Source organism: Pollutimonas bauzanensis (assembly GCF_900129885.1).
GTDB lineage: Bacteria > Pseudomonadota > Gammaproteobacteria > Burkholderiales > Burkholderiaceae_B > Pollutimonas > Pollutimonas bauzanensis.
The window spans coordinates 51,618-74,059 of record NZ_FQXE01000013.1 but is presented as its reverse complement, the minus strand read 5'-3'; the positions used below and the strand labels follow the sequence as shown (position 1 = coordinate 74,059).

Here is a 22,442-nt window from a genome sequence, read left to right as displayed (position 1 = left end):
CGGCTTCATCGGCCGGGCCATACAAAGGCGTATCGGTTTCAGCCACGATAAATCCGGTTGTTCAAAGAGATGCGGCCGGCCACGCTTTCGACGGCTTCTTCCAGCCACTGGTACAGCTCCGCCTCTTCGTCGTAGCGCGCCTGGTTCAGATTGGATACACGCCCTTCCTGGATGAAGCCCCAGGCCCGGCTGCGCTTGTCGCGGTGCTTGGGGTCCCAGACGCCGAAGGCCACGCCGCCGGAGCGGCGTATCAAGGAAAAGCATGGGATATCCGTATAGCCGTCGCCGACGAAAATCATCTGCTCGAACGGTATGCGCAGTTTGTCCTGCGCTATCTTCTTGTTGACCTCGAAAGGCTTGTTGCGCGAGGACGCGCCGATAATGCCCTTCTGTATATGGAACAGGTAGCGCGTCTTGTCGGTAAAGCTGACCACCCGCTTGGGAAAATGGATGCCGCCGCGCGCGTCGTAGATGAATTCGGAGGCCCAGATATCGGTGAATTCATGGGCTATCGGCGTATGCCGGACCACGTCGCCTATCCCGCTGGAAATCAGGTAGAACTCCAGCTGGACCTGCGGATGCTGCGCTTTCACCATGGCCCTGAGGCGCGCGAACAGGGACTCCACGCCAGGATGCAAAGGCAGGCGCCGGCCCCAGTCTTCCAGGCGCTCTCGTGTAATCGGCCCATGCCCTCCCGACTTGGATAGCTCTATCATCTGGTACAGATAGGCCGGCACGGGGTCCCAGTCCTGGTCGAACAGCAGCGGATCGACCTGGTCCTTCCAGAAACGCTGGACGTCGACGCCCATATCGGCCAGGAACCCCGAGGTGCTGTCGGGAGCGAGCGTATCATCGAAATCGAAAATCAGGGCGATAACATCGGACATGCGGGGATCTCGTGTCATGGGCCGCCACGCGCGCAAATGCGCGGCTTGCGGAACAAGGGAAAGTTTAAGCGATTATGGACCGGCGCATATGCGCGCCGCATATGCGCGCCGCGGATCGCGGTAATGGATGCCGAATCACTGCAAGCCGGGTATTATGCTGATAAAGCGGGACGAAAGATTGATAAAAACATTTCCCTCACGGAGGTTCTTATGCTCGGACGTATTGCCATCCATCTCAACCACGATTCCGGCTGCAAGCGTCGTCTGCGCGCAGCCATTCAGCTGGCCTCCGATCACAAGGCGGAATTGATAGGTGTTTATCCCGGCGAGCTGGCGGCGCGGTATATGCATGAAGACACGGTGATTCCCGATGAAATCTACCATGTGCTGCGCAACCAGGCGGCCCATGAACGCGGCGAAATCCAGAAACTGTTCACCCATGAAACCGCCGCCGCGGGTGTCACCGCCCACTGGCGCACGCCGCAAGGCGCGCCGGACGAAGCCCTGGCCATGCATGCCCGCTATTGCGATCTGCTGATCATGAGCAAATCCGACAACAGGGATACGGTGGCGGCGATCGTGCCCAATTTGCCGGAATCGGTCGTGATGGCCGCGGGCCGCCCGGTGCTGATGATCCCGGCCGTGGGCGAAGTGCTGCCCATAGGCCGGCGCGTGCTGTTCTGCTGGGACCACCGGCGCGAGTCGGCGCGCGCTTTCATGGACGCCTCGCCCATATTGCAATCCTGCTCCGAACTGGTGGTGCTGACCGTCGACCCGCAACCCGAAAACCTGCGCAAGCAGGACTTGCGCGAGAATGATTTCGCCGACTACTGCGCCTCGCTGGGCTACCCCAAGCCGCGTGAAATATTCAAGGAAAGCGAAGGCTTCGGTGTAGGCAATATCATATTGAACAGCGCCACCGACCACGGCAGCGACCTGATCATCATGGGGGCCTACGGGCACAGCCGGATGCGCCAATGGGTCATGGGCGGGGCATCGCGGACCCTGCTCAGCTCAATGACGGTGCCTATCCTGCTGTCCCACTGATCGTTTGAGGCGGCGCAACGCGCGCGGCAACAGCCCGGGCAGGTCTTCCGAGACCAGCCCGGGCCCGAACAGCGCAGCGGCCTCGCCATGCAGCCACACCGCAGCCGCCGCGGCGCGAAAGGCGTCCATCCCCTGCGCCATCAGGCCGGCAATCAGCCCGGCCAGCACATCGCCGGTGCCGCCGGTCGCCAGGTCGGGGGGCGCGTTGGTATTGATGATGGCGCGCCCGTCGCTTGCGGCAATGACCGTATCCGGGCCTTTCAACACCAGCACTGCGCCACTTTGCCTGGCCGCCGCGCGGGCGCGCTCGAGCTTGCCGCCGTCGCCGGCGCCGAACACGCGCCCGAACTCGCCCTCGTGGGGCGTCAATACGCAGGGCCCGGCAATCGCGTCAAACAAGGACTGCGGCGCCGGCCCGAACACGCTGATCGCATCGGCATCGAGCACCGTGGCGCGGCCGCTGGCCAGCACCGCCAGCACATAGGCTCTGGTGGCGTCCGACACGCCGGCGCCGGGGCCGATGACGACGGCGTTCTTGCGTTCGTCGGCGAGTATGTCCTTGAGCATGCCCGCATCATTGACGGGCTGGACCATCACGCTGGTCAGCGCGCTGGCATATACCGCCCAGGATGAAGCGGGCGCGGCCACGGTGACCAGCCCGGCCCCGACCCGCGCGGCGGCCATGGCCGACAGGCGCGCGGCGCCGGTCATGGTGGCGCCGCCCACCACCAAAACGTGGCCGCGCTGGTACTTGTGCGCGTCGGTCCGGGGCCAGGGGTAAGCCTCCTGCCACAATGCGGGCGCGTTCTCGAAAGCCGCGGGAGCCACCGACGCGAGCACCGAGTCCGGGATGCCGATATCGGCCACGATGACTTCGCCGCACAGCAGCTTGCCCGGCATCAGGACATGGCCGGGCTTCTTGCGAAAGAAAGTCACCGTTATTTCGGCGGGCGCGGCCACGCCCTGGACCTGGCCGCTGGCGCCATCCAGCCCGCTGGGGACATCGACCGCGCAGACCGGAATGCGGCGCTCTATCAGGGCCTGCGCAAGGAGAGCGGGCAAGCCGGCCAGCGGCCGGGACAAGCCCGCCCCGAACATGGCATCGACCACCAGATGCGCCTCTTGCAATAAATCGATGCTCAGCGGCTGGATTTTCCCCCGCCACAGGGCGGCGTGCCGCGCGGCATCGCCCGCCAGCAGGTCAGGGCTTCCCAGCAGGCCTACGCTGACCGGCCAGCCCGCGTCATGCAGATGCCGGGCCGCCACGAGGCCATCGCCGCCGTTATTGCCCGGCCCGCACAAGACCAGCACCGGACGCTTGGTCCAGCGGGCCCCCACCGCATTGGCCACGGCCGAGCCGGCCGCTTCCATCAGGGCCATGCCGCTGATTCCGGCCGCCACGGCGGCGCTATCGGCCAGGGCCATCTGGGCCGGCGTGAGCAAAGCGGTCTTGTTGCAGAGGGTCGTCATGGACATGGGCCTTGGTCGCGTATTCGATCGGCGTTTCCGATTATGCTATTGTGCCCCAGAGCTATCGGGAAATCATCATGTCAGCCGTAATTTCAGTTTCCAACCTGGACAAGACCTACGCATCGGGATTCCAGGCGTTGAAGAACATCAATCTCGAGATACGCCGCGGCGAAATCTTCGCCCTGCTGGGCCCCAACGGCGCGGGCAAGACCACGCTCATCAGCATTATTTGCGGCCTGGTCAATCCCAGCGCCGGCATAGTGCTGGCCGACGGCCATGACATCATCCGCGAATATCGCCTGGCCCGCTCGAAAATCGGCCTGGTGCCGCAGGAGCTGACCACCGACGCCTTTGAAACAGTCTGGGCCACCGTCAGCTTCAGCCGCGGCCTCTTCGGCAAACCTCCCAATCCGGTCCATATAGAAAAAGTGCTGCGCGCCTTGTCGCTGTGGAACAAGAAGGACAACCGGCTGATGACGCTGTCGGGCGGCATGAAGCGCCGTGTACTGATAGCCAAGGCGCTGTCGCACGAACCGCAAATCCTGTTCCTGGACGAACCCACCGCGGGCGTGGACGTGTCGCTCAGGAAAGAAATGTGGCAAGTGGTGCGCTCGCTGCGCGACACCGGCGTCACCATCATTCTTACCACCCACTACATCGAAGAAGCCGAAGAAATGGCCGACCGGGTCGGCGTCATCAACAATGGCGAAATCATATTGGTCGAAGAAAAAAGCGAGCTCATGCGCAAACTGGGCAAGAAACAATTGATACTGCACCTGCACCAGGCGCTCTATGCCGTTCCCGCCACGCTCGCCGCCTATCAGCTCGACCTATCGGCCGATGGCACTGAGCTGGTCTACACCTACGACACCCAGCGCCAGCACAACGATATCACCGCCCTGTTCAAGGACCTGGCCGAAACCGGTATAAAGTTCAAAGACCTCGAAACCAAACAGACATCGCTTGAGGAGATTTTTGTGAAGCTGGTGCGCAATCCATCATGAATATCCATGCCATCCGCGCGATCTACGCATTCGAAATGGCCAGGACCTGGCGCACCCTGCTGCAAAGCATAGTCGCCCCGGTCATTTCCACTTCTTTGTATTTTGTCGTCTTCGGCGCCGCCATAGGCCACCGGATAACCGAAATAGAGGGGATCAGCTATGGCGCGTTCATCGTGCCCGGCCTGGTGATGCTCTCCCTCTTGACACAAAGTATATCCAACGCATCCTTCGGCATCTATTTCCCGAAATTTTCCGGCACCATCTACGAGCTGTTGTCGGCGCCCATTTCCTACCTGGAAATCACCCTGAGCTACGTGGGCGCCGCGGCGACCAAGTCCATCATTCTCGCCGCCATCATCCTGGCCACCGCGGGCTTCTTCGTGCCGCTGCAAGTCGACCATCCTTTCTGGATGCTGCTGTTCCTGGTGCTTACCGCGGTTACGTTCAGCCTGTTCGGCTTTATTATCGGCATCTGGGCCGACGGCTTCGAGAAACTGCAGCTCGTGCCGCTGCTGATCGTGACCCCGCTGACTTTCCTGGGCGGCAGCTTCTATTCCATAAACATGCTGCCGCCCTTCTGGCAGACGGTGACGCTCTTCAATCCCGTGGTCTATCTGATCAGCGGGTTCCGCTGGAGCTTCTACGGCATCGCCGACGTGAACGTGTATATCAGCCTGGGCATGACCGTGCTGTTCCTGGCCCTGTGCCTGGCCATCGTTTTCTGGATGTTCAAATCGGGATACCGGCTCAAGACCTGAGCCCGCGGAAAGCCTGCAGCCGCGGCCTCAGCCCGGCCGGTCAGTCGCGGAAGTTCTCGAATTGCAGCGGCAATTCGACATCGGTTTTCTTGAGCAGGGCGATGGCCGCCTGGAGATCGTCCCGCTTCTTGCCGCTGATGCGCAGTTTCTCGCCGTTGATCTGGGCCTCCACCTTGAGCTTGGCCGCCTTGAGCGCGGCGATGAGCTTCTTGGATACGGCCTGTTCTATGCCCTGCTTGATGGTGATCTTCTGGCGCGCGCCGCCGAGGTTTTCCAGAGGGCTTGCGACATCGAGGCAGCGCACATCGATGCCGCGGGCGGACAAGCGCCCGCGCAGGATGTCCAGCATCTGATTGAGCTGGAAGACGCTGGAAGCGGACTGGGTGACGACGAAACCATCGAGTTCGAACTTGGCGTCGCTGCCTTTGAAATCGAAGCGCGTGGCCAGTTCGCGGCTGGCCTGGTCGACGGCGTTGCTGAGTTCATGCTTGTCGACTTCGGAGACGACATCAAATGTGGGCATACCTGAAATTCCGTGGAAAACACATTAAATTGTAGACCAGCCGGCCAGGCGGTACAACCGCGCGATCAACTGGCCACCGCGTCGATCGCTTCGGCCTGCTTGCGCAGCTCGAACTTCTGGATCTTGCCGGTGGAGGTTTTGGGGAGTTCGCAAAAAACCACTATCCGCGGCACCTTGAAGCCCGCCAGATGCTTCTTGCAATGCGCGATGATGGCCTCCGGCGTGGCTTCGGAGCCTTCCTTGAGTTCGACGAAGGCGCAAGGCGTTTCGCCCCAGCGCGTATCGGAACGCGCCACGACAGCGGCGGCGAGGACGTCCGGATGGCGATAAAGCACGTCCTCGACCTCGATGGAAGAAATGTTCTCGCCGCCGGAAATGATGATGTCCTTGCTGCGGTCCTTGATTTTCACGTAGCCGTCCGGGTCCATGACGGCCAGGTCGCCGCTGTGGAACCAGCCGCCCGCCAAAGCCTCCTGGGTGGCCTTCGGATTCTTCAGATAGCCCTTCATGGCGATATTGCCGCGGAACATGATTTCGCCCATGGTCTCGCCATCGGCCGGCACGGGCTGCATGGTTTGCGGATCCATCACGGCGATCCCGCGCTCCAGGTGATAGTTGACCCCCTGGCGCGCATTCAAGCGCGCGCGCTCGCCGATATCGAGATCATTCCAGTCGTCGTGCTTGGCGCACACCGTCGCCGGGCCGTAGGTCTCGGTCAAGCCATAGACGTGCAGCAGGTCGAACCCCAGGCGCTCCATGCCTTCTATCATGGAGGCCGGCGGCGCCGCGCCAGCGACCATGGCCTTGACCCCTTGCGGAACCCCCTGCTTCATGCCGGCCGGCGCATTGACCAGCAGGCTGTGCACAATGGGCGCCCCGCAGTAATGGGTGACGCCGTGTTCGCGGATGGCGTCGAAGATGGCCTGCGCTTCGACCCGGCGCAAACACACGTTCACGCCGGCGCGCGCGGCGACCGCCCAGGGAAAGCACCAGCCGTTGCAGTGGAACATGGGCAGCGTCCATAAATAGACGGCATGCTTGGGCATGTCCCATTCCAGGATATTCGAGATCGCGGCCGTGGCGGCGCCCCGGTGGTGATACACCACCCCTTTCGGGTTGCCGGTGGTGCCGCTGGTGTAATTGAGGGCGATGGCATCCCATTCGCTGTCGGGAAGCTGCCAGGCATAATCCGGATCGCCGGCGGCGATGAACGCTTCGTATTCGATGGCGCCTATGGGTTGCGCCGGCCCGGTATACAGGGCATCGGCCACATCGATGACATGGATGGGCGCGGACGAGGTGCGCAAGGACAGCGCCTTGCCCACGACAGGGGCGAACTCCGTATCGACGATGACCGTCTTGGCCTCGCCATGGTCGAGCATGAATGCGACGGTTTGGGCGTCCAGCCGCGTATTGATGGCGTTCAATACGGCGCCGGCCATGGGAACGCCGAAGTGGGCCTCAACCATGACAGGCGTGTTGGGCAGCATGACCGCCACCGTATCGCCCTTGCCTATTCCGCTTTGCGCCAGCGCGCTGGCCAGTTGCCGGCAGCGGCTGTAGAGTTGCGCCCAGTTGCGCCGCAATGCCTGGGGGCCCTTGCCATGCACGACCGCGAGGCGCTGCGGATACACCCGCGCCGAACGCTCGATGAAGGACAGCGGGGAAATCGAGGCGTAGTTAGCCGGGGTCTGCGGCAAATCCTGGTCAAAAATGCTGGGCATTGTGGTCTCCTTTAATTCTTCTGGCGCGATGCTGACAATTGAGATAATACAACCTTGCGGCGCCATCCCGATTGTTTCAAATCAGAAAAATGGCTTTTCTATATCAGCCCCAGCATGGCCAGGATCAACGGAACCAGAACGGCGGTCGCTATGCCGTTGAGGCCCATTCCCAAGGCCGCGAATGCGCCCACCGTTTCATTCGCCTGAAAAGCGCGCGCCGTGCCGATCGCATGCGCGCTCAAGCCCAGCGCGAACCCTTCCACCTCCGGGTCATTGACCCGCAACAGCCTCAGCAGCCAGCCCGCCATGATGGCGCCGGCGATTCCCGTAACGGCAACGGCTATCGTGGTGAGCGAGGGCGAACCGCCGCTCAATCCGGCCACTTCCATGGCGATCGGCATGGTCGCCGACTTGGGCGCGAGCGACAGCTGGGTTTGCAGCGACGCCCCCATGATCCGGGCAATCCCGATGGCCGACAGGATAGCCGTGGCCGAGCCCGCCAGCAAGGCCGCGAAAACCGGCCAGAACACCCGTTTCAGGCGCGCCAGCTGGCCATACAGCGGCACCGCCAGTGCCACGGTCGCCGGCCCGATGAGAAACTTCAGGAACCAGGTGCGTTCCGCATAAACCGGGTAAGGCGTCCCGGTGGCATACAGCATGCCGACGATGACGATCACCGCCGTGAGCACCGGCAATAGCAGAGGATTGCCGCCGCTGCGCTGATAAACCGTGGCGGCGGCCAGGTAGGCCAGCAGAGTGAAGCCGAGCCAGAAAAGGGAAGAGTCGGCCAGGTAGGCCCATACCGCCAGGGCGCCAGTCATGAGCTGGACGCCCGCGACCGGCTCAGCATCCAGCGGAAGGTCAGGGCCGTGGCCGCGATAGTCAGCGCCACGCCGCCGACACAGGCCAGCAGGAAGGGCATCCATTCATTCGCGAACCGGCCGAAATACAGCATGATGCCCGCCACCAGCGGAATGAACAGCAGCATCAAGTGCTTCAGAATGTGATGGCAGGTATCGCGCAGACCCGCCGGCACTCGTCCGCGGACGATCAGGGCGGCGAGCATCAGCAGCATTCCCACCAGTGCGCCGGGCAGCGGCAAGCCGGACAGCCGCACCAGAACCTCGCCGAGGATTTGCATGACGAACAACGCGGCAATGGCGGACAGTACGGGCATGGGCGACCCTGCGCATAGGCAAGTAAGGTGACGGAGCCAGCACACTAGCATACTGCGCCGGCAATATCCATAAGCACCTTTGCGCTTCTGTGGCGCTTGCGCCCATGCATTATGATGGGGCAAAAAGAACCGAGGAGCGCAATCATTATCGACCGCCGCGTCGTCACCGTGACCACCCTGGGCACTACCCAGACACTGGCCTGGGCATCGTCGTACTACCTGCCAGCCATGCTTGCCGCGTCCATGGGGCGCGACCTCGGCGTATCGGTCCAGACCGTCTTCGCGGCATTTTCGGCGGCCCTCGTCCTGGCAGCTTTTCTTGGCCCCCTGGCGGGCCGCTGCATCGATAAATACGGCGGGCGCCCGGTCCTGATGGCCACCAACCTGATCTTCGCCGCCGGGCTGGCCGGCCTGGCGCTCGCCCAGGAAACCCTGGGCTTTTTCGCCGCGTGGCTATTGATCGGCGCGGGTATGGGCGCCGGCCTGTACGAAGCCGCCTTCTCCACCGTCGTAAGACTCTACGGCCACAATGCGCGCAATGCGATCACGGGGATTACGCTATTCGCCGGTTTTGCCAGCACGGTAGGCTGGCCCTTGTCGGCCTGGCTGGAGCTGGAATACGGCTGGCGCAGCGCTTGCATGGCCTGGGCGGCGCTTCATCTGTTTGCCGGCCTGCCACTGAACGCCTCGCTGCCCGGGGCCGCCCTCGGGATCACGCCGGGCCGCATGCCGGCTGCTGGCGCGCCCGACCGCGAAGCCGGCCAAATACAGCCGGGCGCCGCACGGGAATCCCGTTGCGATCCGGCCGGCAAGGGCAGCCGCCAGGCCAGCGTATTGCTGGCCACAGTCTTCGCCATCACGTGGTTCATCAGCACCGCCATGGCCGCGCACCTGCCGCATCTGCTGCAAGCCTCGGGACTCACGCTGGCCGGCGCGGTAGCCGTCTCGGCGCTGGTGGGGCCTGCGCAAGTCGTCGCCCGCCTCATGGAGTTCAGCCTGCTGCGCCGCGTGCATCCATTCCTGTCGGCGCAGCTCGCCGCCCTGGCGCACCCGGTCGGCGCCGCCTGCCTGCTGGTTTTCGGAGGGCCGGCGGCCATACTGTTCACCGTCCTGCACGGCGCCGGCAACGGCATACTGACCATCGCCAAAGGCACCCTGCCCCTGGTCATCTTCGGACCGCAAGGCTACGGCTTGCGGCAGGGTCTGTTGATGGTGCCGGCGCGTATCGCCCAGGCGGCGGCCCCCTTCATTTTTGGCCTGCTGATAGACCGATGGGGCGCGTCGTCCCTGTGGATGTCCGGCATACTGGGACTGCTCGCTTACGCGGCGCTGCTATGGCTGGCGCACGGCATCAAGGCGGCCGCCGCGCCAGCGGCCTGAGAGGGCCGGCGCCGCGGCTGGACATTGCGGGCTATCGCGGCCGGCTCATCCGGCGAAACCGCCCTGGTCCAGGAAATCCTGTTCGGCCGGGGTGGTGTCGCGCCCCAGCAGCAGGTTGCGGTGCGGGAAGCGGCCGAAGCGCGCGATGATGCGGTGGTGGTCCCGGGCGTACCGGGACACGGCAGGGTCCAGGCCGGCATGGAGCGACACGGACCGCTCCTGGTCGGCCAGGCACTCCGAATGCTCGAAAGGCAGATAGCAGAACAGGCGCAGCGCGGGTTCTATGCGCTGGTCGAAGCCGGCGGCTATCATCGCCGCGGCGAAATGCCGCGCCAGCGCATCGGTCGCATACATGTGCGCGGTGCCGCGAAACGCATTGCGGGGAAATTGATCCAGCAGGATGAGAAGCGCCAATGCGCCGTCGGGGCTGCGCGCCCAGCCGTCGAGTTCGCGGCGCGCCGCAGCCAGGTGCTGTGGCATGAAGCGTTCGCCAAAGCGCAGATCGAAGGCGGGATCCTTGTTGAACCAGCGCGCCGGCCCCGCCTCCCGCCAGAAATCGACGACTTCGGCGCAGGGCTCCTGGTTTCCTCCGGGCTGCACGGTCATGATAGGCATGGCTCCTTGGATTGGGCAGGCGTCATCCTGCGGGCCGCCGGCCCGTCAGCCGCGCCCGACAAACGGCATATTGGTCGCCATGATGGTCATGGACTGCACATTGGCATCCAATGGCAGCTGCGCCATGTGGACGACAGCGCGGGCCACATGGGCCACGTCCATGCGCGGTTCAGGCCTGGTCGTGCCGTCGGCTTGCAGAACGCCGGCGGTCATGCGCTCGGTCATTTCAGTGGCGGCATTGCCTATATCGATCTGGCCGCAGGCAATATGGTAGGAGCGGCAGTCCAGCGAAATCGATTTGGTCAGCCCCGCCACCGCATGCTTGGTGGCCGTGTAGGCGATCGAATAAGGGCGCGGGGCGTAAGCGGAAATCGAGCCATTGTTGATGATGCGTCCGCCTTGCGGCTGCTGCGTTTTCATCATGCGTATGGCCGCCTGCGCGCACAGGAACATGCCCGTCAGGTTCACATCGACCACCGCGCGCCAGTCCGCCACCGACAGGTCTTCGATGGGGACGGCGGGAGCGCCGCGGCCGGCGTTATTGAACAGCAGGTCGAGGCGGCCGTAGGCGCCCGCTATTGTTTCAAACAGGGCCCGCACAGAGTGCTCGTCGCTGACATCGGTGGGCACGGCCAGCGCATGAACGCCGCGCTCGCCCGCCAATTCACGCGTCTGCTCGAGCGCATCCGCGCGCCGGCCGACCAGCACTACCCGATAATTATTGGCCAGAAGCTCGAGGGCCACGGCGCGGCCTATCCCGCTGCCCGCTCCTGTCACCAATGCCACGCCCGCCGTACTATCCATTGATATCCCCTCTCTTATTGGTTGATTTCGACCCGGCGCCGGCATCCCGCAATACGGCGAACCGCGCCCCAGCCCTGCAATAATACACGGGGAAGACTCGGTTCTCCTGAATGAAGCGTCCTCCTCATACAAAATGCAACAATAACTGAAAGTGCCGCGCACGGCGCGCTCGGGGCGCTACCATCTGCTGTACAAGGCCGTGGCATATCCCCGCCGGCCGCGGGTGGCGACAGCGCACAGGCCCCGCACCATTGGAAGGCTGCTATGGGACATATACGTATCGGCATTTCGGGCTGGCGCTACGCAGGCTGGCGCAAGGTCTTCTATCCGGACAAGCTCGCGCAGGCGCGCGAACTGGAGTTCGCTTCCCGCGCAGTGCAGACCATCGAGATCAACGGCTCCTTCTATTCCCTGCAGTCGCCCCAGCGCTACGCCAGTTGGCGCGACGCGACCCCGCCCGGCTTTGTCTTCAGCGTCAAGGGCTCGCGCTACCTGACGCATACGCTGCGCTTTCGCGACGCCGCGGCAAGCCATGCGGCGCTCGCCAATTTCTTCGCCTCGGGCCTGTTCAATTTGCGCGAAAAGCTCGGCCCCATCCTGTGGCAGTTTCCACCCAGCTTCAAATTCGACGACAGCGCCTTTGAAGCCATCCTGCGCCAGTTGCCCAAGGATACCGACGCAGCCGCCACGCTCGCCGCGCAACACGACGCCCATGTCCAGGCGCCGTGTGTCTCGGCGCCGCGCAAGCGGCGGCTGCGGCACGCCATCGAAGTGCGCCACGCGAGCTTCTGCGACGAGCGCTTTATCAAACTGCTGAGGAAATATCGCGCCGCCCTGGTCGTGTCGGACTCGGTGGCGGATTGGCCGTATGCGGAAGACCTCACCTCGGACTTCGTCTACATGCGCCTGCACGGCACGCAGACTCTGTATGGCGGCAAGTACAGCGACCCCGCGCTGGACCGATGGGCGGCTCGGATACGGGACTGGGCCGGGGGGCGCGAACCTGAAGACGCACGGCGCATCTCGCCGGCCCGGGCGCGGCGCCGCGCCGGGCGGGATGTCTTCTGTTATTTCGACAATGACAAGAAAGTGCAGGCTCCCTTCGATGCCCAGCGGATGATGAAGCGGCTGGACTCGGGATCCTAGGCGGCGGGCCTGCCGCCGGCAACGCGCCGCGCCGGCCGCCTCAAGGCAATGCCCTGCGCCTGCCTGGCGCCCAGCCCTGCCGCATGGCGGCCGCGGCGAAGAGAATGGCGGCGACACCGAACCATTGCAGCCATTCCAGCCGATGCCCGAACGCCACCCAGTCGACGATGATCGCGACGATGGGGTAAATGAACGACAAGGCGCCGGTAAGCGCGGTGGGCAGCTTCTGGATCGCCCCGTAGAGCAGCACGTACATCAAGCCCGTATGCACGACGCCCATCGCCAGCAAAGTCATCCAGGCGGCGGGCGGTTGATGAGCCAGGGCCGTGACCTGCGCAAACGGCGCAAGCATCAGAACGCCGGCGCAGACCTGTATCAGGGCGATCAGATGCGGCGGCGTGCCGGTCAGCCGCTTGACCAGAAGCGCGGCGATGGCATACAGGAAAGCCGCGGCCAGCGACAAGGCAATGCCGGCCAGATAGGCGTGCCCGCCATAGCCTGAGGCGCCGTGCGATTGGGTGATCGCCAGCATGCCGATAAAAGCCAGACTCAGCCACATCATCTTGTCCAGCGTAATGCGCTCGCGCAGGAACAGCGCGCCCAGCCCGACCAGCATGAAAGGCTGCGTGTTGTACACCGCCGTGGCGATGCCTATCGATGCCCGCGAATACGCGGCGAACAGCAACACCCAATTCCCGACGATCGCGACGCCGCTGACCACCGCCCATCCAAAGACAGGCCAGCTCAGCAGCCCCGGCCGCAGGAAACCCATCAGCCCGCAGATCGCCAGCAAGGTGACGGCGCCAAACGCGCAGCGCCAGAACACCACATCCAGCACGGGCTGTCCCGACACCAGCACAAACCAGCCTATGGTGCCGGATATCAGCATGGCGCCGGCCATTTCCAGCGAGCCGCGTCTTACTTGATTTTCCATCGTCGCACTCCCAGTTTTGCATAGCTGAAGTTTGACGCTTTCCATCTTTTTCATCCATAGCTAAAATAAAGTCAAACTCTGCCCTTGCCTTTTTTATCAAGGCAATAATTTGAATTTGCCTTGCCAAACCCCATGCACGATGAAATCGACCGAATCATCATCGCCGCCCTGATGGAAGATTCACGCCTTTCGCTCAAGGCCCTGGCGCGCGTCAGCGGGCTATCCTCGCCCAGTGTCGCGGAACGCTTGCGGCGCCTGGAAGAGCGCGGCGTGCTCACGGGCTACACGGTGATGGTCGACCCCAAAGCCTTTGGCTACCTGCTCCAGGCCATCGTCCGCATACGGCCATTGCCCGGCCAGTTGCATAGCGTCGAACGGCAGATCCAGGCCATCCCGCAGTTTACCGAATGCGACAAGGTGACCGGCGAAGACTGCTTCGTCGCCCGCCTGAACGTGCGCTCCATGGAACAGCTCGACGCCATCCTGGACAAGCTTGCCGACCAGGCCGAAACCAATACGGCCATCGTCAAGACGACGCCGATCAAGCGCCGCCTGCCGCCGCTGGACGACAAGCAGGGATAAGCATGCTGACTCAATTCATCGCCGATCATGGCTACTGGGCGGTCTTCGCGGGCAGCGTCCTGGAAGGCGAAACCGTGCTGGTGCTGGGCGGGTTCGCCGCGCACCAGGGCTATTTGTCCTTCCTGCTCGTCGTCGCCTGCGGCGCAGGCGGCGGGGCGGCGGGAGACCTGCTCTTCTTCTTCCTGGGCCGCCGCCACGGCGGCGCCCTGCTCGAGCGCTTTCCGCAATGGCAGCCGCGCGCCCGGCAGGTGAACCGCTGGCTCATGCGCTACCAGGCGGGGATGATCATAGGCGTGCGCTTCATGTATGGACTGCGCGCCGCCGGCCCTATTGCGATAGGCATGAGCGACATACCGGCCTGGCGCTTCCTGCTGTTCAACCTGATAGGCGCGGCGCTATGGGCTACGCTGATCGCGGCAGCCGGCTACCTGTTCGGCCAGACGCTGCAATGGCTGTTCACCGACATCAAACGCTATGAAGAAGCCGCCCTGCTCCTGATCGCCGCCGCCGCGGTCGTCCTAGCATTGATCAGGCAGTTGCGCAAGCATTCCTGATGCAAAGCCGCGCGGCGCGCCGGCGCAGCCGCCCATGGCTCCCTGAAGCCATGGCTACTGGTCATGAATCAGCCTGCGCCCGAGGCTGACTACATCGTCCTGCGCGTAGCCCAGCTTTTCATAGAATGCGATCACCTCCAGGTTGGAACTGCGCACCAGCAGGCTCAATTTTGGGCAGCCGCGCTGGACAAGCAAATCCTCCACCCTGCGCATCAACAGGCTGCCATAAGACCGATGGCGATGCGTGCCCGCGACCGCAAGGTAGTAGGCCCAGCCGCGGTGGCCATCAAACCCGGCCATGATCGTGGCCACAAGCCTTGCGCCGTCCACGCCGACCAGGAAAAGTTCGGGCTGCTCGCTGAGCTTGCGCTGTATATCGCGCTGCGGATCGTTCCAGGGGCGGACCAGCCCGCACTCCTGCCAAAGCGCGATGACCGCGGCTTCATCGTTTGCCTGATAAGGGCGGATCTGCATAATCACTGCTCCGAAAGCGCTGGCCGAGTATCAGCTTTTACCAATATCCGGGGCGCGCCGCAATCCCCCGCGGGCCGAAACACCGGCGCTTTTCTGATAAAGTCTGGTTCGGGAAGGCGCCGCAAGCATCGCGGCGCCGTGGCTTATGGGCGCGCAGAGGACGGAAATGGCCTGATGAACAGCAGTCGTGCCGCGGGCATCATTCTGGCGCTGGGACTTGGCCTGGCCGGCTGCGGCGGGCCGGGCCTGATCGCCGGGCAGCCCCATCCGCGCAACGAGGAAATGTCCTTCGACCAGCTCGGGCAAACCGACTTCAACCGGACCGTGACGATCGCCATGCGCGACAATCTGGACAGCCTGACCCGCCTGCTCGAAAAGCTCTATCGCAGGAATCCCGTCGAATGGCGCAAGACCGGCGCTCCCGATCTGGCGGCCGCCATACGGCAGGGCCGCAACGCCATCCAGACGGGCCAGGCGCCAGCCGGCCTGGGCGCATTGCACGATGTCGAAATCCTTTCCGTGGCCCTGGACCCCGCTTACCGCGGCGATCGCGCCGGCACATTGATTTTCGGCCTGTCCGACATGATCGTGCGCGCCCACAATGGCAAGACGCGCTTTTATGCGTCCGACGTCCTGAATGCGCAGCATGTCTACAACGCCGCCCGCAACGTGGAGATTGCGGCCTGGCTGCTTGCCACCCGGCGCGACGCGGCCGGCCGCCCTTTGCTGCTGGCCAATGAAATGTCCGGCGACATCGCCAACCTCAGCTTCGAGCGCGAGTTCGGACAGCTGGTAGGCCGCCTGGACCTCGTGGCCAACCTGCTCGATGAGAATCTCAGGCGGGTCGGCATCAACTACATGCAAGGCCTGCTTTTCTTCAATTTCCTGCCCGTGCGTTGACGGGCCTCGCCGGGCAGCCGCCAGGCGGCTCTTCTTTTTCCCGCAGAAACGCTAGGACGAAGGCAGCAGCTGGGGATTCCATACCACCTCCCAAAGGTGCTGGTCCGGGTCCTGGAAATAGCCGGCATAGCCGCCCCAGAAGGTATCCTGGGCGGCTTTCACGATCAGGCCTCCGGCGTCCCGGGCCTGCTTCATCACGGCATCGACCTCGGCCTTGGAGGCGACATTGTGGCCCAGGGTGAATTCGGTGGCGCTCGGACTGCCTGGCGGCAGGCCGCAGTCATGGGCCAGGCTGGCGCGCGGCCAGAGCGCCAGTTTCAATCCGCCTTGCAGGTCAAAGAACGCGACCGCGCCGTGCTCGAACTCCGTGCCGACGATGCCCGGCGTCGCCAGGCCCAGGCCGTCGCGATAGAAACGCAGCGACCGCTGCAGATCGCCTACTGCCAGGGTGATGACGGTGACGCGTGCTTTCATGCGGGCTCTCCAGTAAGGGCAAGAAGTGTAGCGCGGCCCGCATGACCGGTCCAGCGGCAAGCCTGGCCGCGCAGCGGCTTTTCTCAAGCAAGGCGCTGAGCCGCTTCCACGAAATTCATGAAGTGCTTCGCGGCGGGCGACAGGGAAGTCATGGACCGATAGATGAAACCCATGCGCCGGCGCATCGCGGGCTCCGTCAAGGAAAGCAGGTGAATGCCTTCCAGATTGCAGACCCTGGCTGCGGTAGACGGAAGTACCGTCACGCCCAGACCCGCTTTCACCATTCCGACCGCCGTGGTGATCAAGCTGACCTGAGTATAAGGCCTCTTTGATACCCCGATCTGCGCAAAAGCCTTGTCCACCATTTGCCTGACATAGCTTTCATAACTCATGCCTATCAGAGGATGCGCCGCCAATTGCGACCAGGTGATCGAATGGTCTTTGCTTGCGGCGGCGGCGTGCGCCACCAGCGCCACCAGCTCGTCTTCGAACAGCAGGCGGAACTGCAGATCGGAAGACTCCTGGGAAGGGCTGGCAATGCCATAGTCGATCTGGCCCGAACGCAGCATGTCGATGATGCCGCGGTTCTCCGTCATGGCATCCTTCATCACGATGCGGATCTGCGGGTGCACCCTTTCGAAGGACGCAATGAGCGGCGGCATGAACGAGGCGGCAATGGACGGGATGCAGGCGATGGAAACCGTCCCGCCTCGCGGCGTCGTCGAATTGATGACGCTGGCGACCGTCTCATTGAGCTCCACGAGGATGCGCTGAATGGCCGGGAATAGCTCCCGTCCCGCCGTTGTCACCGTCGAGCCGCGCGAATCCCGATCAAACAGCGTCAACCCCAGCTGACGCTCGAGTTTTTGAATCATCGAGGTCAAGGCCGGCTGCGACACATGAACGATCTGGGCCGCGGCCGAGAAACTGCCCGTCTGGGCGACAGCGACGAAGGCCTCAAGTTGCTTAAGAGTAATGGTCATAATCTAAAGTTATGGATCGATCCGTAAATTCGAATTCCCAAGGCCAATGCCCGTCCCATAATATAGACAACAATTTCATGACTAGCCACTCTCGCTATAAAAAAACATTATGGAAAGCAATATGAAGGGAATGACTGAAAACACGGGCGCGCAGCATGCCGCCGCCACTCCGCGCAACACCTGGGCTTTTCAAGACATGGACGGATACCGCGCCGCGCATGCGATTGTCGATGTGCTTCAGGCCGCGGGAGTCACTGAAATCTATGGTCAAAGCTGCCCCACCGCCATTTTCCTCGCGGCGGAAAAAGCGGGGATCAGACAAATCGGCTACCGGACCGAGAACGCCGGAGTGGCAATGGCTGACGGCTCCGCCCGGATCAGCAGAAAGATTGCTGTCGTGACCGCGCAGAACGGCCCGGCCGCAGCCCTTCTGGTCGCGGGCCTGGCCGAAGCGTTGAAAGCTTCCATACCGATACTGGCCATCGTTCAGGAAGTACCGCGGGCCACCGCCGACAAGAATGCTTTCCAGGAGCTGGAGCATGAAAAAATCTTCAGCGGCTGCACGAAATGGATCCGGCGCATCAATTTGTCCGCGCGAGCGGCTGAATATACGTCCCGCGCGATTCGCATAGCCACCAGCGGCCGGCCCGGCCCTGTGGTGCTCCTGGTCTCCCCCGACGTGCTCACGGAAGCTGTGGCGCCTTTCGAGGCCGGCTTTGCCGATGGCGACGAGGCTTTCGGCATGTTTCCCGCCGACCGCTGCATACCTGTCCCGGCGAAAATCGAAAACCTGGCCGGAATGCTTATGGCCGCAAAACGTCCTCTTTGCGTCGCCGGCGGCGGCGCGCACCATTCCGGCGCCTATGAAGCGCTCGCGGCCTTGCAGGAGCTGGCTGGCGTGCCGATGGCCACCACCAATATGGGCAAAGGGGCGATAGACGAAGATCACCCCTTGTCGCTGGGAGTCATCGGCAACGCCATGGGCACGCGAAGCCCGGCGAAATTCTTTCTGCCGTATATCGAAAGCGCGGATCTGGTGGTTTTCGTTGGCACCCGCACTAACGAGAATGGCACCGCCGGCTGGACGCTATTCCCATCGGCAGCCGCGTATGCGCAAATCGACATCGATCCCGAAGAGCTCGGCCGGAATTATCCCGCCCTCCGCCTCCAGGGCGATGCCCGCGAAACATTGGAAGCCGTCTGCGCCACGCTGCGGCAGCGCAAAGCCGCGGCGCCCGCGGAACGGACCGAAACCCTGAAAAAGGAATTTCAAGAAGCCCGCCTGCTCCATCAAGCCGAAATCAGGCCCTACTACGAGGTCGATCGCGATCCGCTGCGCCCCGAGCAGCTCCTGCATGAGCTAGGCAGGCAGACCGGTCCGATTACCTGGGCGGCGGACGCCAGCTATTCATCGATCTGGCTGGTTCAATACATCAAATGCAGCGCCCCCGGCACGCGCTTCATTACACCTCGCGGCATTGCCGGCCTGGGCTGGGGCTTCCCCATGGCGATCGGCGCCAAGCTGGCCGATCCGGCTCACCGGGTAATCTGCCTGACGGGCGATGGCGGTTTCGCCCATTGCTGGGCGGAAATGGAAACCGCGCGCCGCCACGACACGCCGGTCACCATCGTGGTGCTCAACAACGGGGTCCTGGGCTTCCAGATCAACGCCGAAGAAAGCCGATTCGATACGCACACCAGCGTCTGCCATTTCGGCCCCATCGATCATGTCGCCATAGCAAGAGCCTGCGGCTGCGATGGCCAGACCGTCAGGACGATGGCCGGCCTGAGAGAAGCGCTGCAAAGCGCGGCTGCGAGCGCTCTGCCTTTTGTCATCGACGTCCATATCGATCCCAAGGCGTTCCCGCCGCTCACCGCCTTCGAATCCCAGCATCTGGCGCTCGAGTCCCGGGGCGCGGCAAGCCGCGCAGGAGAATGACGAATGGCCGAGGAACTACAGGGGCGCGGCGCGCTGGTGACAGGGGCAGGCAGCGGCATCGGGCGGGCCATAGCCCTGGCCCTGGCCAGCCAGGGGGCCGATGTCTGCATACTGGACATCGATGAAGAGGCCTGCGCACGCACGGCATCCGAAATACGCGGTCTGGGGCGGCGTTCGGCAGTATTGCTGCACGATACCGGCAAGGAATCCGTCATCGCGGCGATCGCCGCGCTCGAACAGGCGCAAGGCTTCGGCCCTATCGACCTGCTCGTGAACAGCGCGGGAATTTCACCCAAGCAGGATAGCGGCCTGAAACGCATGATCTGGGAAACCTCGCCCGCCGAATGGCGACAGGTAATCGATACCAATTTGAACGGCTATTTCCATACCATGCGCGCATTGCTGCCGCGCATGATCGAAAACAGGAGAGGCGCTATCGTGAATATCGGCTCTTTGGCCGGCCGCCGCTATTCGAGCATTGCCGGCTCCGCTTATGCGGTGTCCAAAGGCGCCGTCGAAGCCTTGACGCGCCAGGCCGCCGGCGAGGTCGCGCGCTTTGGCATCAGGGTCAATGGCGTGGCGCCGGGCAGGATAGCAACCCCAATGGCGGCAAAAGCGGGAGCCGCCTTCAACGAGCAGGTCAGGCTGGCCACCCCGCTGGAGCGCCTGGGCATGCCCGAGGATATCGCTCAAGCCGCCGTATTTTTACTGTCAGACAAAGCCAAGTTCATTACCGGTGAAACCCTGGTGGTTTCCGGCGGGCGCGGTCTTTGAAAATCACCCATAGGAGACATCCATCATGAAGAAATACCTGAAGGCATTTGCGCTGCTGGCAATGATCACTGCCGCGATGCCCGGCCACGCCGACAGCGCGGACTACCCCGCGCGCCCCATCAGGCTGATCGTGCCCTATCCCGCTGGCGGCATCACGGATATCGTCGGACGCACCATTGCCGAGCGCATTTCCGCAACCCTCGCCCAACCCGTTATCGTGGAGAACCGGGCGGGAGCGGGAGGTTCGATAGGGGCCGCGATGGCCGCCGGCTCGGCGCCCGACGGCTACACGCTATTTCTGGGAACCAGCGCGACCAATGGCACCAATCCCAGCACCTATGCCAACCTGAAGTACCGGCCAGCCACGGATTTCTCCCCCATCGCGCTCATCGCCTCAGCGCCGCTGATGATTATTGTCCATCCCAGCCTGCCGGCAAAGACGCTGCCCGAGTTCATCGAGTATCTGAAAGCCAACCCGAAAAAAGTGACCTATGCAACGACAGGCACGGGCGGTTCGGTTCATCTCACGACCGAACAGTTCGCGATGATGACCGGCACCGAAATGGTACACGTCCCGTACAAAGGCAGCACGCCCGCCCTGACGGATCTGATGGGCGGCCATATCCAAGTGATGTTCGATAATGTGCCGTCGGCGGCGCCTTTGGCCCGATCCGGCAAAGTCCGGGCCCTGGCCGTGACCGGCGCCAAGCGCTCCGCGCTCGCGCCCGAAATACCTACCGTCTCGGAGACAGCGGTGCCGGGCTTCGACTCAAGCTCATGGATAGCCATCTATGCCCCCGCGGGTGTTCCCGCCGGCATTGCCGCCAAGCTGAATGCCGCCGTGAATAAAGGATTGCAGAATCCCGCACTGCTGGAAACATTCAACAAGGCCGGCCTGGAAGCCCGCGGCGGCACGCCTGCGGATTTGGCGGCTCACCAGGCGATGGAAATCGAAAAATGGGCCCATGTCGTCAAGAGCATTGGCTACGAGCCCCAATAAACCAGCTCTTGCCCAGGCCCGCATGCCGCCCATGCCGTCATAGTCCGTGCATAGGCGGAGGCCTGCGCCCAGGGCCCCTCGCCATTGAACCTGCAGTGACAGACATTTGCATCACGTGACATGCTGGAACGGCCTGAATCGCCTCAGGAGCATGATGGAAGCCAGCGACACCGCGAACACACAAGACGCCGCAACGGGGATAGCCCACCAGGAAGACCCGTCGGACTGCAGCAGGCCAGTCATGGATTCCAGGCGGTCCATCACAAAGATATGAATGCAGTAAACCCCCAGGGTACAGGCCGAAATCCGGTTCAGGGCCGCGGAATAAGGACGCAGCTTGGCGCCCAGGCCATAGAGGACATTGAAAACGCACACCGACGCGGCCATGACGAACGGCGACAAGTAGTCATAGAACAAAGGATCGGGCGCATCCACATGCTTGGAGTAGGCGAATGTCGCCGCCATGGTCAGGGCGCTGAAAACGACGAAAAGGCCGGCATTGGTCCACCAATACTGGCCTTTCATCATTTTTTTCTGGTAGGCCTCGAATACATAAGCTCCCAGGAACAAATAGCCTATCAGGCCAACGAAGGAACCCAGGGAGTAGGTTTCCAGCAAGTCTATATCGATATCGAATACGGCGCGGATGATAGGCCAGCCTGATACCAGCATCCAGAATGCCAGAAACATTCGTTTTTCCGCCAGCCTCGAACCTTGCCAGATGTTGCGCAGAAAAGGCACAAACAGGTAGATGCCCAGAATCGCATACAGATACCATAAGTGGAACACCACCGGCCCGCTGGCCAGCGTCTTTATCCACCCGGACCAGGCGCCGTAATGCACGCCCTGCGACGTATTCCACGCCATGTAGAACAAGGACCAGAACAGCAGCGGCGGCAGGACCCGCGCGAAGCGCTTGGTGAAAAAGGCCGGCAGGTCTTCCTGCTTGTTCAGCAGCAGCACCCCTGAAATCATCAGGAATACCGGCACGCAGCTGCGGGTCAGCGAATCATAGAAATTGGCGGCCCACCATTGGTCGTCGAAGACATTGAAGTTGACCGCCGCCACATGCAGCATGATCACCATGAAACATGCCCCGACTCTCGCGGTATCCATCCCCGTGCTGAAATTGCCTTTCGCCATACACACATCCTATTCGACACCAAGAACCGCGGCCGGGAAACTCTCCGGCCAGCGGCATATTCATTAGTAACATGAACCGCGTCTCGATGCAGCAGCGGATATATCAAAGTGTTACAGCAAAGGCTCCCATAAAAGATCGCCGGCGTTTGC

General features: G+C 62.9%; 24 protein-coding genes. 11 read left to right on the top strand and 13 right to left on the bottom strand.

Annotation, left to right across the window (positions count from 1 at the left end; genetic code table 11):
* Window positions 1-38: 38 nt before the first annotated feature.
* The gene (locus BUB23_RS20080) at window positions 39-887 is read right to left on the bottom strand and encodes an HAD family hydrolase (RefSeq protein ID WP_073106855.1); all 849 of its coding nucleotides are present in this window, start codon (window positions 885-887) and stop codon (window positions 39-41) included.
* 210 nt (window positions 888-1,097) lie between these two features.
* On the opposite strand from BUB23_RS20080, the gene BUB23_RS20075 reads away from it, so the two are divergent.
* On the top strand, window positions 1,098-1,934 hold the full coding sequence (locus tag BUB23_RS20075) for a universal stress protein (protein ID WP_073106853.1): 837 nt from the start codon (window positions 1,098-1,100) through the stop codon (window positions 1,932-1,934).
* Here the strand turns inward: BUB23_RS20075 and BUB23_RS20070 are convergent.
* Entirely contained in the window at window positions 1,902-3,404 is a 1,503-nt protein-coding gene (locus BUB23_RS20070) for an NAD(P)H-hydrate dehydratase (RefSeq protein WP_245801335.1), read from the bottom strand. The genes BUB23_RS20075 and BUB23_RS20070 overlap by 33 nt on opposite strands.
* Before the next feature lie 77 nt (window positions 3,405-3,481).
* On the opposite strand from BUB23_RS20070, the gene BUB23_RS20065 reads away from it, so the two are divergent.
* Together BUB23_RS20065 and BUB23_RS20060 are read left to right on the top strand one after the other, a co-directional pair.
* Window positions 3,482-4,408 carry an ABC transporter ATP-binding protein gene (locus BUB23_RS20065; protein WP_073107092.1) on the top strand — a complete coding sequence of 309 codons (927 nt, stop codon included), beginning with the start codon at window positions 3,482-3,484 and terminating at the stop codon, window positions 4,406-4,408.
* Window positions 4,405-5,166 carry an ABC transporter permease gene (locus BUB23_RS20060; RefSeq protein ID WP_073106848.1) on the top strand — a complete coding sequence of 254 codons (762 nt, stop codon included), beginning with the start codon at window positions 4,405-4,407 and terminating at the stop codon, window positions 5,164-5,166. Before BUB23_RS20065 ends, BUB23_RS20060 begins: the two co-directional genes overlap by 4 nt.
* Window positions 5,167-5,206: 40 nt before the next feature.
* Here BUB23_RS20060 and BUB23_RS20055 read toward each other — a convergent pair whose 3' ends face one another.
* The 4 genes from BUB23_RS20055 to BUB23_RS20040 all read right to left on the bottom strand — a co-directional run bounded on the left by BUB23_RS20055 (window position 5,207) and on the right by BUB23_RS20040 (window position 8,590).
* Window positions 5,207-5,689 carry a YajQ family cyclic di-GMP-binding protein gene (locus BUB23_RS20055; protein ID WP_073106846.1) on the bottom strand — a complete coding sequence of 161 codons (483 nt, stop codon included), beginning with the start codon at window positions 5,687-5,689 and terminating at the stop codon, window positions 5,207-5,209.
* Between the two features lie 65 nt (window positions 5,690-5,754).
* Window positions 5,755-7,413, bottom strand: a complete 1,659-nt coding sequence (locus BUB23_RS20050; RefSeq protein ID WP_073106842.1) for an acyl-CoA synthetase — start codon at window positions 7,411-7,413, stop codon at window positions 5,755-5,757.
* 98 nt (window positions 7,414-7,511) lie between these two features.
* The gene (locus tag BUB23_RS20045) at window positions 7,512-8,234 is read right to left on the bottom strand and encodes an LrgB family protein (RefSeq protein WP_073106838.1); all 723 of its coding nucleotides are present in this window, start codon (window positions 8,232-8,234) and stop codon (window positions 7,512-7,514) included.
* Window positions 8,231-8,590, bottom strand: coding sequence for a CidA/LrgA family protein (locus BUB23_RS20040; RefSeq protein ID WP_073106833.1), 360 nt, complete (start codon window positions 8,588-8,590; stop codon window positions 8,231-8,233). Before BUB23_RS20040 ends, BUB23_RS20045 begins: the two co-directional genes overlap by 4 nt.
* A gap of 111 nt (window positions 8,591-8,701) precedes the next feature.
* On the opposite strand from BUB23_RS20040, the gene BUB23_RS20035 reads away from it, so the two are divergent.
* Window positions 8,702-9,970, top strand: a complete 1,269-nt coding sequence (locus BUB23_RS20035; protein ID WP_245801334.1) for an MFS transporter — start codon at window positions 8,702-8,704, stop codon at window positions 9,968-9,970.
* 45 nt (window positions 9,971-10,015) lie between these two features.
* On the opposite strand, the gene BUB23_RS20030 is transcribed toward BUB23_RS20035, so the two are convergent.
* Both BUB23_RS20030 and BUB23_RS20025 read right to left on the bottom strand, forming a co-directional pair.
* Window positions 10,016-10,576 carry a DUF924 family protein gene (locus tag BUB23_RS20030; RefSeq protein ID WP_073107089.1) on the bottom strand — a complete coding sequence of 187 codons (561 nt, stop codon included), beginning with the start codon at window positions 10,574-10,576 and terminating at the stop codon, window positions 10,016-10,018.
* Window positions 10,577-10,630: 54 nt separating this feature from the next.
* Window positions 10,631-11,389, bottom strand: a complete 759-nt coding sequence (locus tag BUB23_RS20025) for an SDR family oxidoreductase (protein WP_073106822.1) — start codon at window positions 11,387-11,389, stop codon at window positions 10,631-10,633.
* A gap of 264 nt (window positions 11,390-11,653) precedes the next feature.
* On the opposite strand from BUB23_RS20025, the gene BUB23_RS20020 reads away from it, so the two are divergent.
* The gene (locus tag BUB23_RS20020) at window positions 11,654-12,535 is read left to right on the top strand and encodes a DUF72 domain-containing protein (RefSeq protein ID WP_073106817.1); all 882 of its coding nucleotides are present in this window, start codon (window positions 11,654-11,656) and stop codon (window positions 12,533-12,535) included.
* A 40-nt stretch (window positions 12,536-12,575) separates the two neighbouring features.
* Here BUB23_RS20020 and BUB23_RS20015 read toward each other — a convergent pair whose 3' ends face one another.
* On the bottom strand, window positions 12,576-13,469 hold the full coding sequence (locus BUB23_RS20015; protein ID WP_073106813.1) for a DMT family transporter: 894 nt from the start codon (window positions 13,467-13,469) through the stop codon (window positions 12,576-12,578).
* A gap of 132 nt (window positions 13,470-13,601) precedes the next feature.
* Between BUB23_RS20015 and BUB23_RS20010 the strand changes: the two genes are divergently transcribed.
* Both BUB23_RS20010 and BUB23_RS20005 read left to right on the top strand, forming a co-directional pair.
* Window positions 13,602-14,051, top strand: coding sequence for an Lrp/AsnC family transcriptional regulator (locus tag BUB23_RS20010; protein ID WP_073106810.1), 450 nt, complete (start codon window positions 13,602-13,604; stop codon window positions 14,049-14,051).
* Between the two features lie 2 nt (window positions 14,052-14,053).
* Complete coding sequence (locus tag BUB23_RS20005) at window positions 14,054-14,605, top strand: DedA family protein (protein ID WP_073106806.1); 552 nt, start codon at window positions 14,054-14,056, stop codon at window positions 14,603-14,605.
* Window positions 14,606-14,659: 54 nt separating this feature from the next.
* On the opposite strand, the gene BUB23_RS20000 is transcribed toward BUB23_RS20005, so the two are convergent.
* Window positions 14,660-15,079, bottom strand: coding sequence for a GNAT family acetyltransferase (locus BUB23_RS20000; protein ID WP_073106800.1), 420 nt, complete (start codon window positions 15,077-15,079; stop codon window positions 14,660-14,662).
* A gap of 174 nt (window positions 15,080-15,253) precedes the next feature.
* Here BUB23_RS20000 and BUB23_RS19995 point away from each other — a divergent pair, with 174 nt between their 5' ends.
* Complete coding sequence (locus tag BUB23_RS19995) at window positions 15,254-15,979, top strand: hypothetical protein (RefSeq protein WP_073106795.1); 726 nt, start codon at window positions 15,254-15,256, stop codon at window positions 15,977-15,979.
* Window positions 15,980-16,030: 51 nt separating this feature from the next.
* Here the strand turns inward: BUB23_RS19995 and BUB23_RS19990 are convergent, their stop codons facing one another.
* Both BUB23_RS19990 and BUB23_RS19985 read right to left on the bottom strand, forming a co-directional pair.
* A complete protein-coding gene (locus tag BUB23_RS19990) occupies window positions 16,031-16,453 on the bottom strand; it encodes a VOC family protein (protein WP_073106792.1) in 423 nt (140 codons plus the stop codon).
* A gap of 83 nt (window positions 16,454-16,536) precedes the next feature.
* Window positions 16,537-17,436 carry a LysR family transcriptional regulator gene (locus tag BUB23_RS19985; RefSeq protein ID WP_073106788.1) on the bottom strand — a complete coding sequence of 300 codons (900 nt, stop codon included), beginning with the start codon at window positions 17,434-17,436 and terminating at the stop codon, window positions 16,537-16,539.
* 130 nt (window positions 17,437-17,566) lie between these two features.
* Between BUB23_RS19985 and BUB23_RS19980 the strand changes: the two genes are divergently transcribed.
* The 3 genes from BUB23_RS19980 to BUB23_RS19970 are packed head-to-tail and all read left to right on the top strand — an operon-like array spanning window position 17,567 to window position 21,149.
* Window positions 17,567-19,375 (top strand): acetolactate synthase catalytic subunit, encoded by a 1,809-nt coding sequence (locus BUB23_RS19980; protein WP_073107086.1) that lies wholly within the window; start codon window positions 17,567-17,569, stop codon window positions 19,373-19,375.
* A gap of 3 nt (window positions 19,376-19,378) precedes the next feature.
* A complete protein-coding gene (locus BUB23_RS19975) occupies window positions 19,379-20,149 on the top strand; it encodes an SDR family NAD(P)-dependent oxidoreductase (protein ID WP_073106782.1) in 771 nt (256 codons plus the stop codon).
* Between the two features lie 25 nt (window positions 20,150-20,174).
* The gene (locus BUB23_RS19970) at window positions 20,175-21,149 is read left to right on the top strand and encodes a Bug family tripartite tricarboxylate transporter substrate binding protein (RefSeq protein ID WP_073106776.1); all 975 of its coding nucleotides are present in this window, start codon (window positions 20,175-20,177) and stop codon (window positions 21,147-21,149) included.
* 111 nt (window positions 21,150-21,260) lie between these two features.
* Here BUB23_RS19970 and BUB23_RS19965 read toward each other — a convergent pair whose 3' ends face one another.
* Window positions 21,261-22,292 carry an acyltransferase gene (locus BUB23_RS19965; RefSeq protein ID WP_073106773.1) on the bottom strand — a complete coding sequence of 344 codons (1,032 nt, stop codon included), beginning with the start codon at window positions 22,290-22,292 and terminating at the stop codon, window positions 21,261-21,263.
* Window positions 22,293-22,442 lie beyond the last annotated feature (150 nt).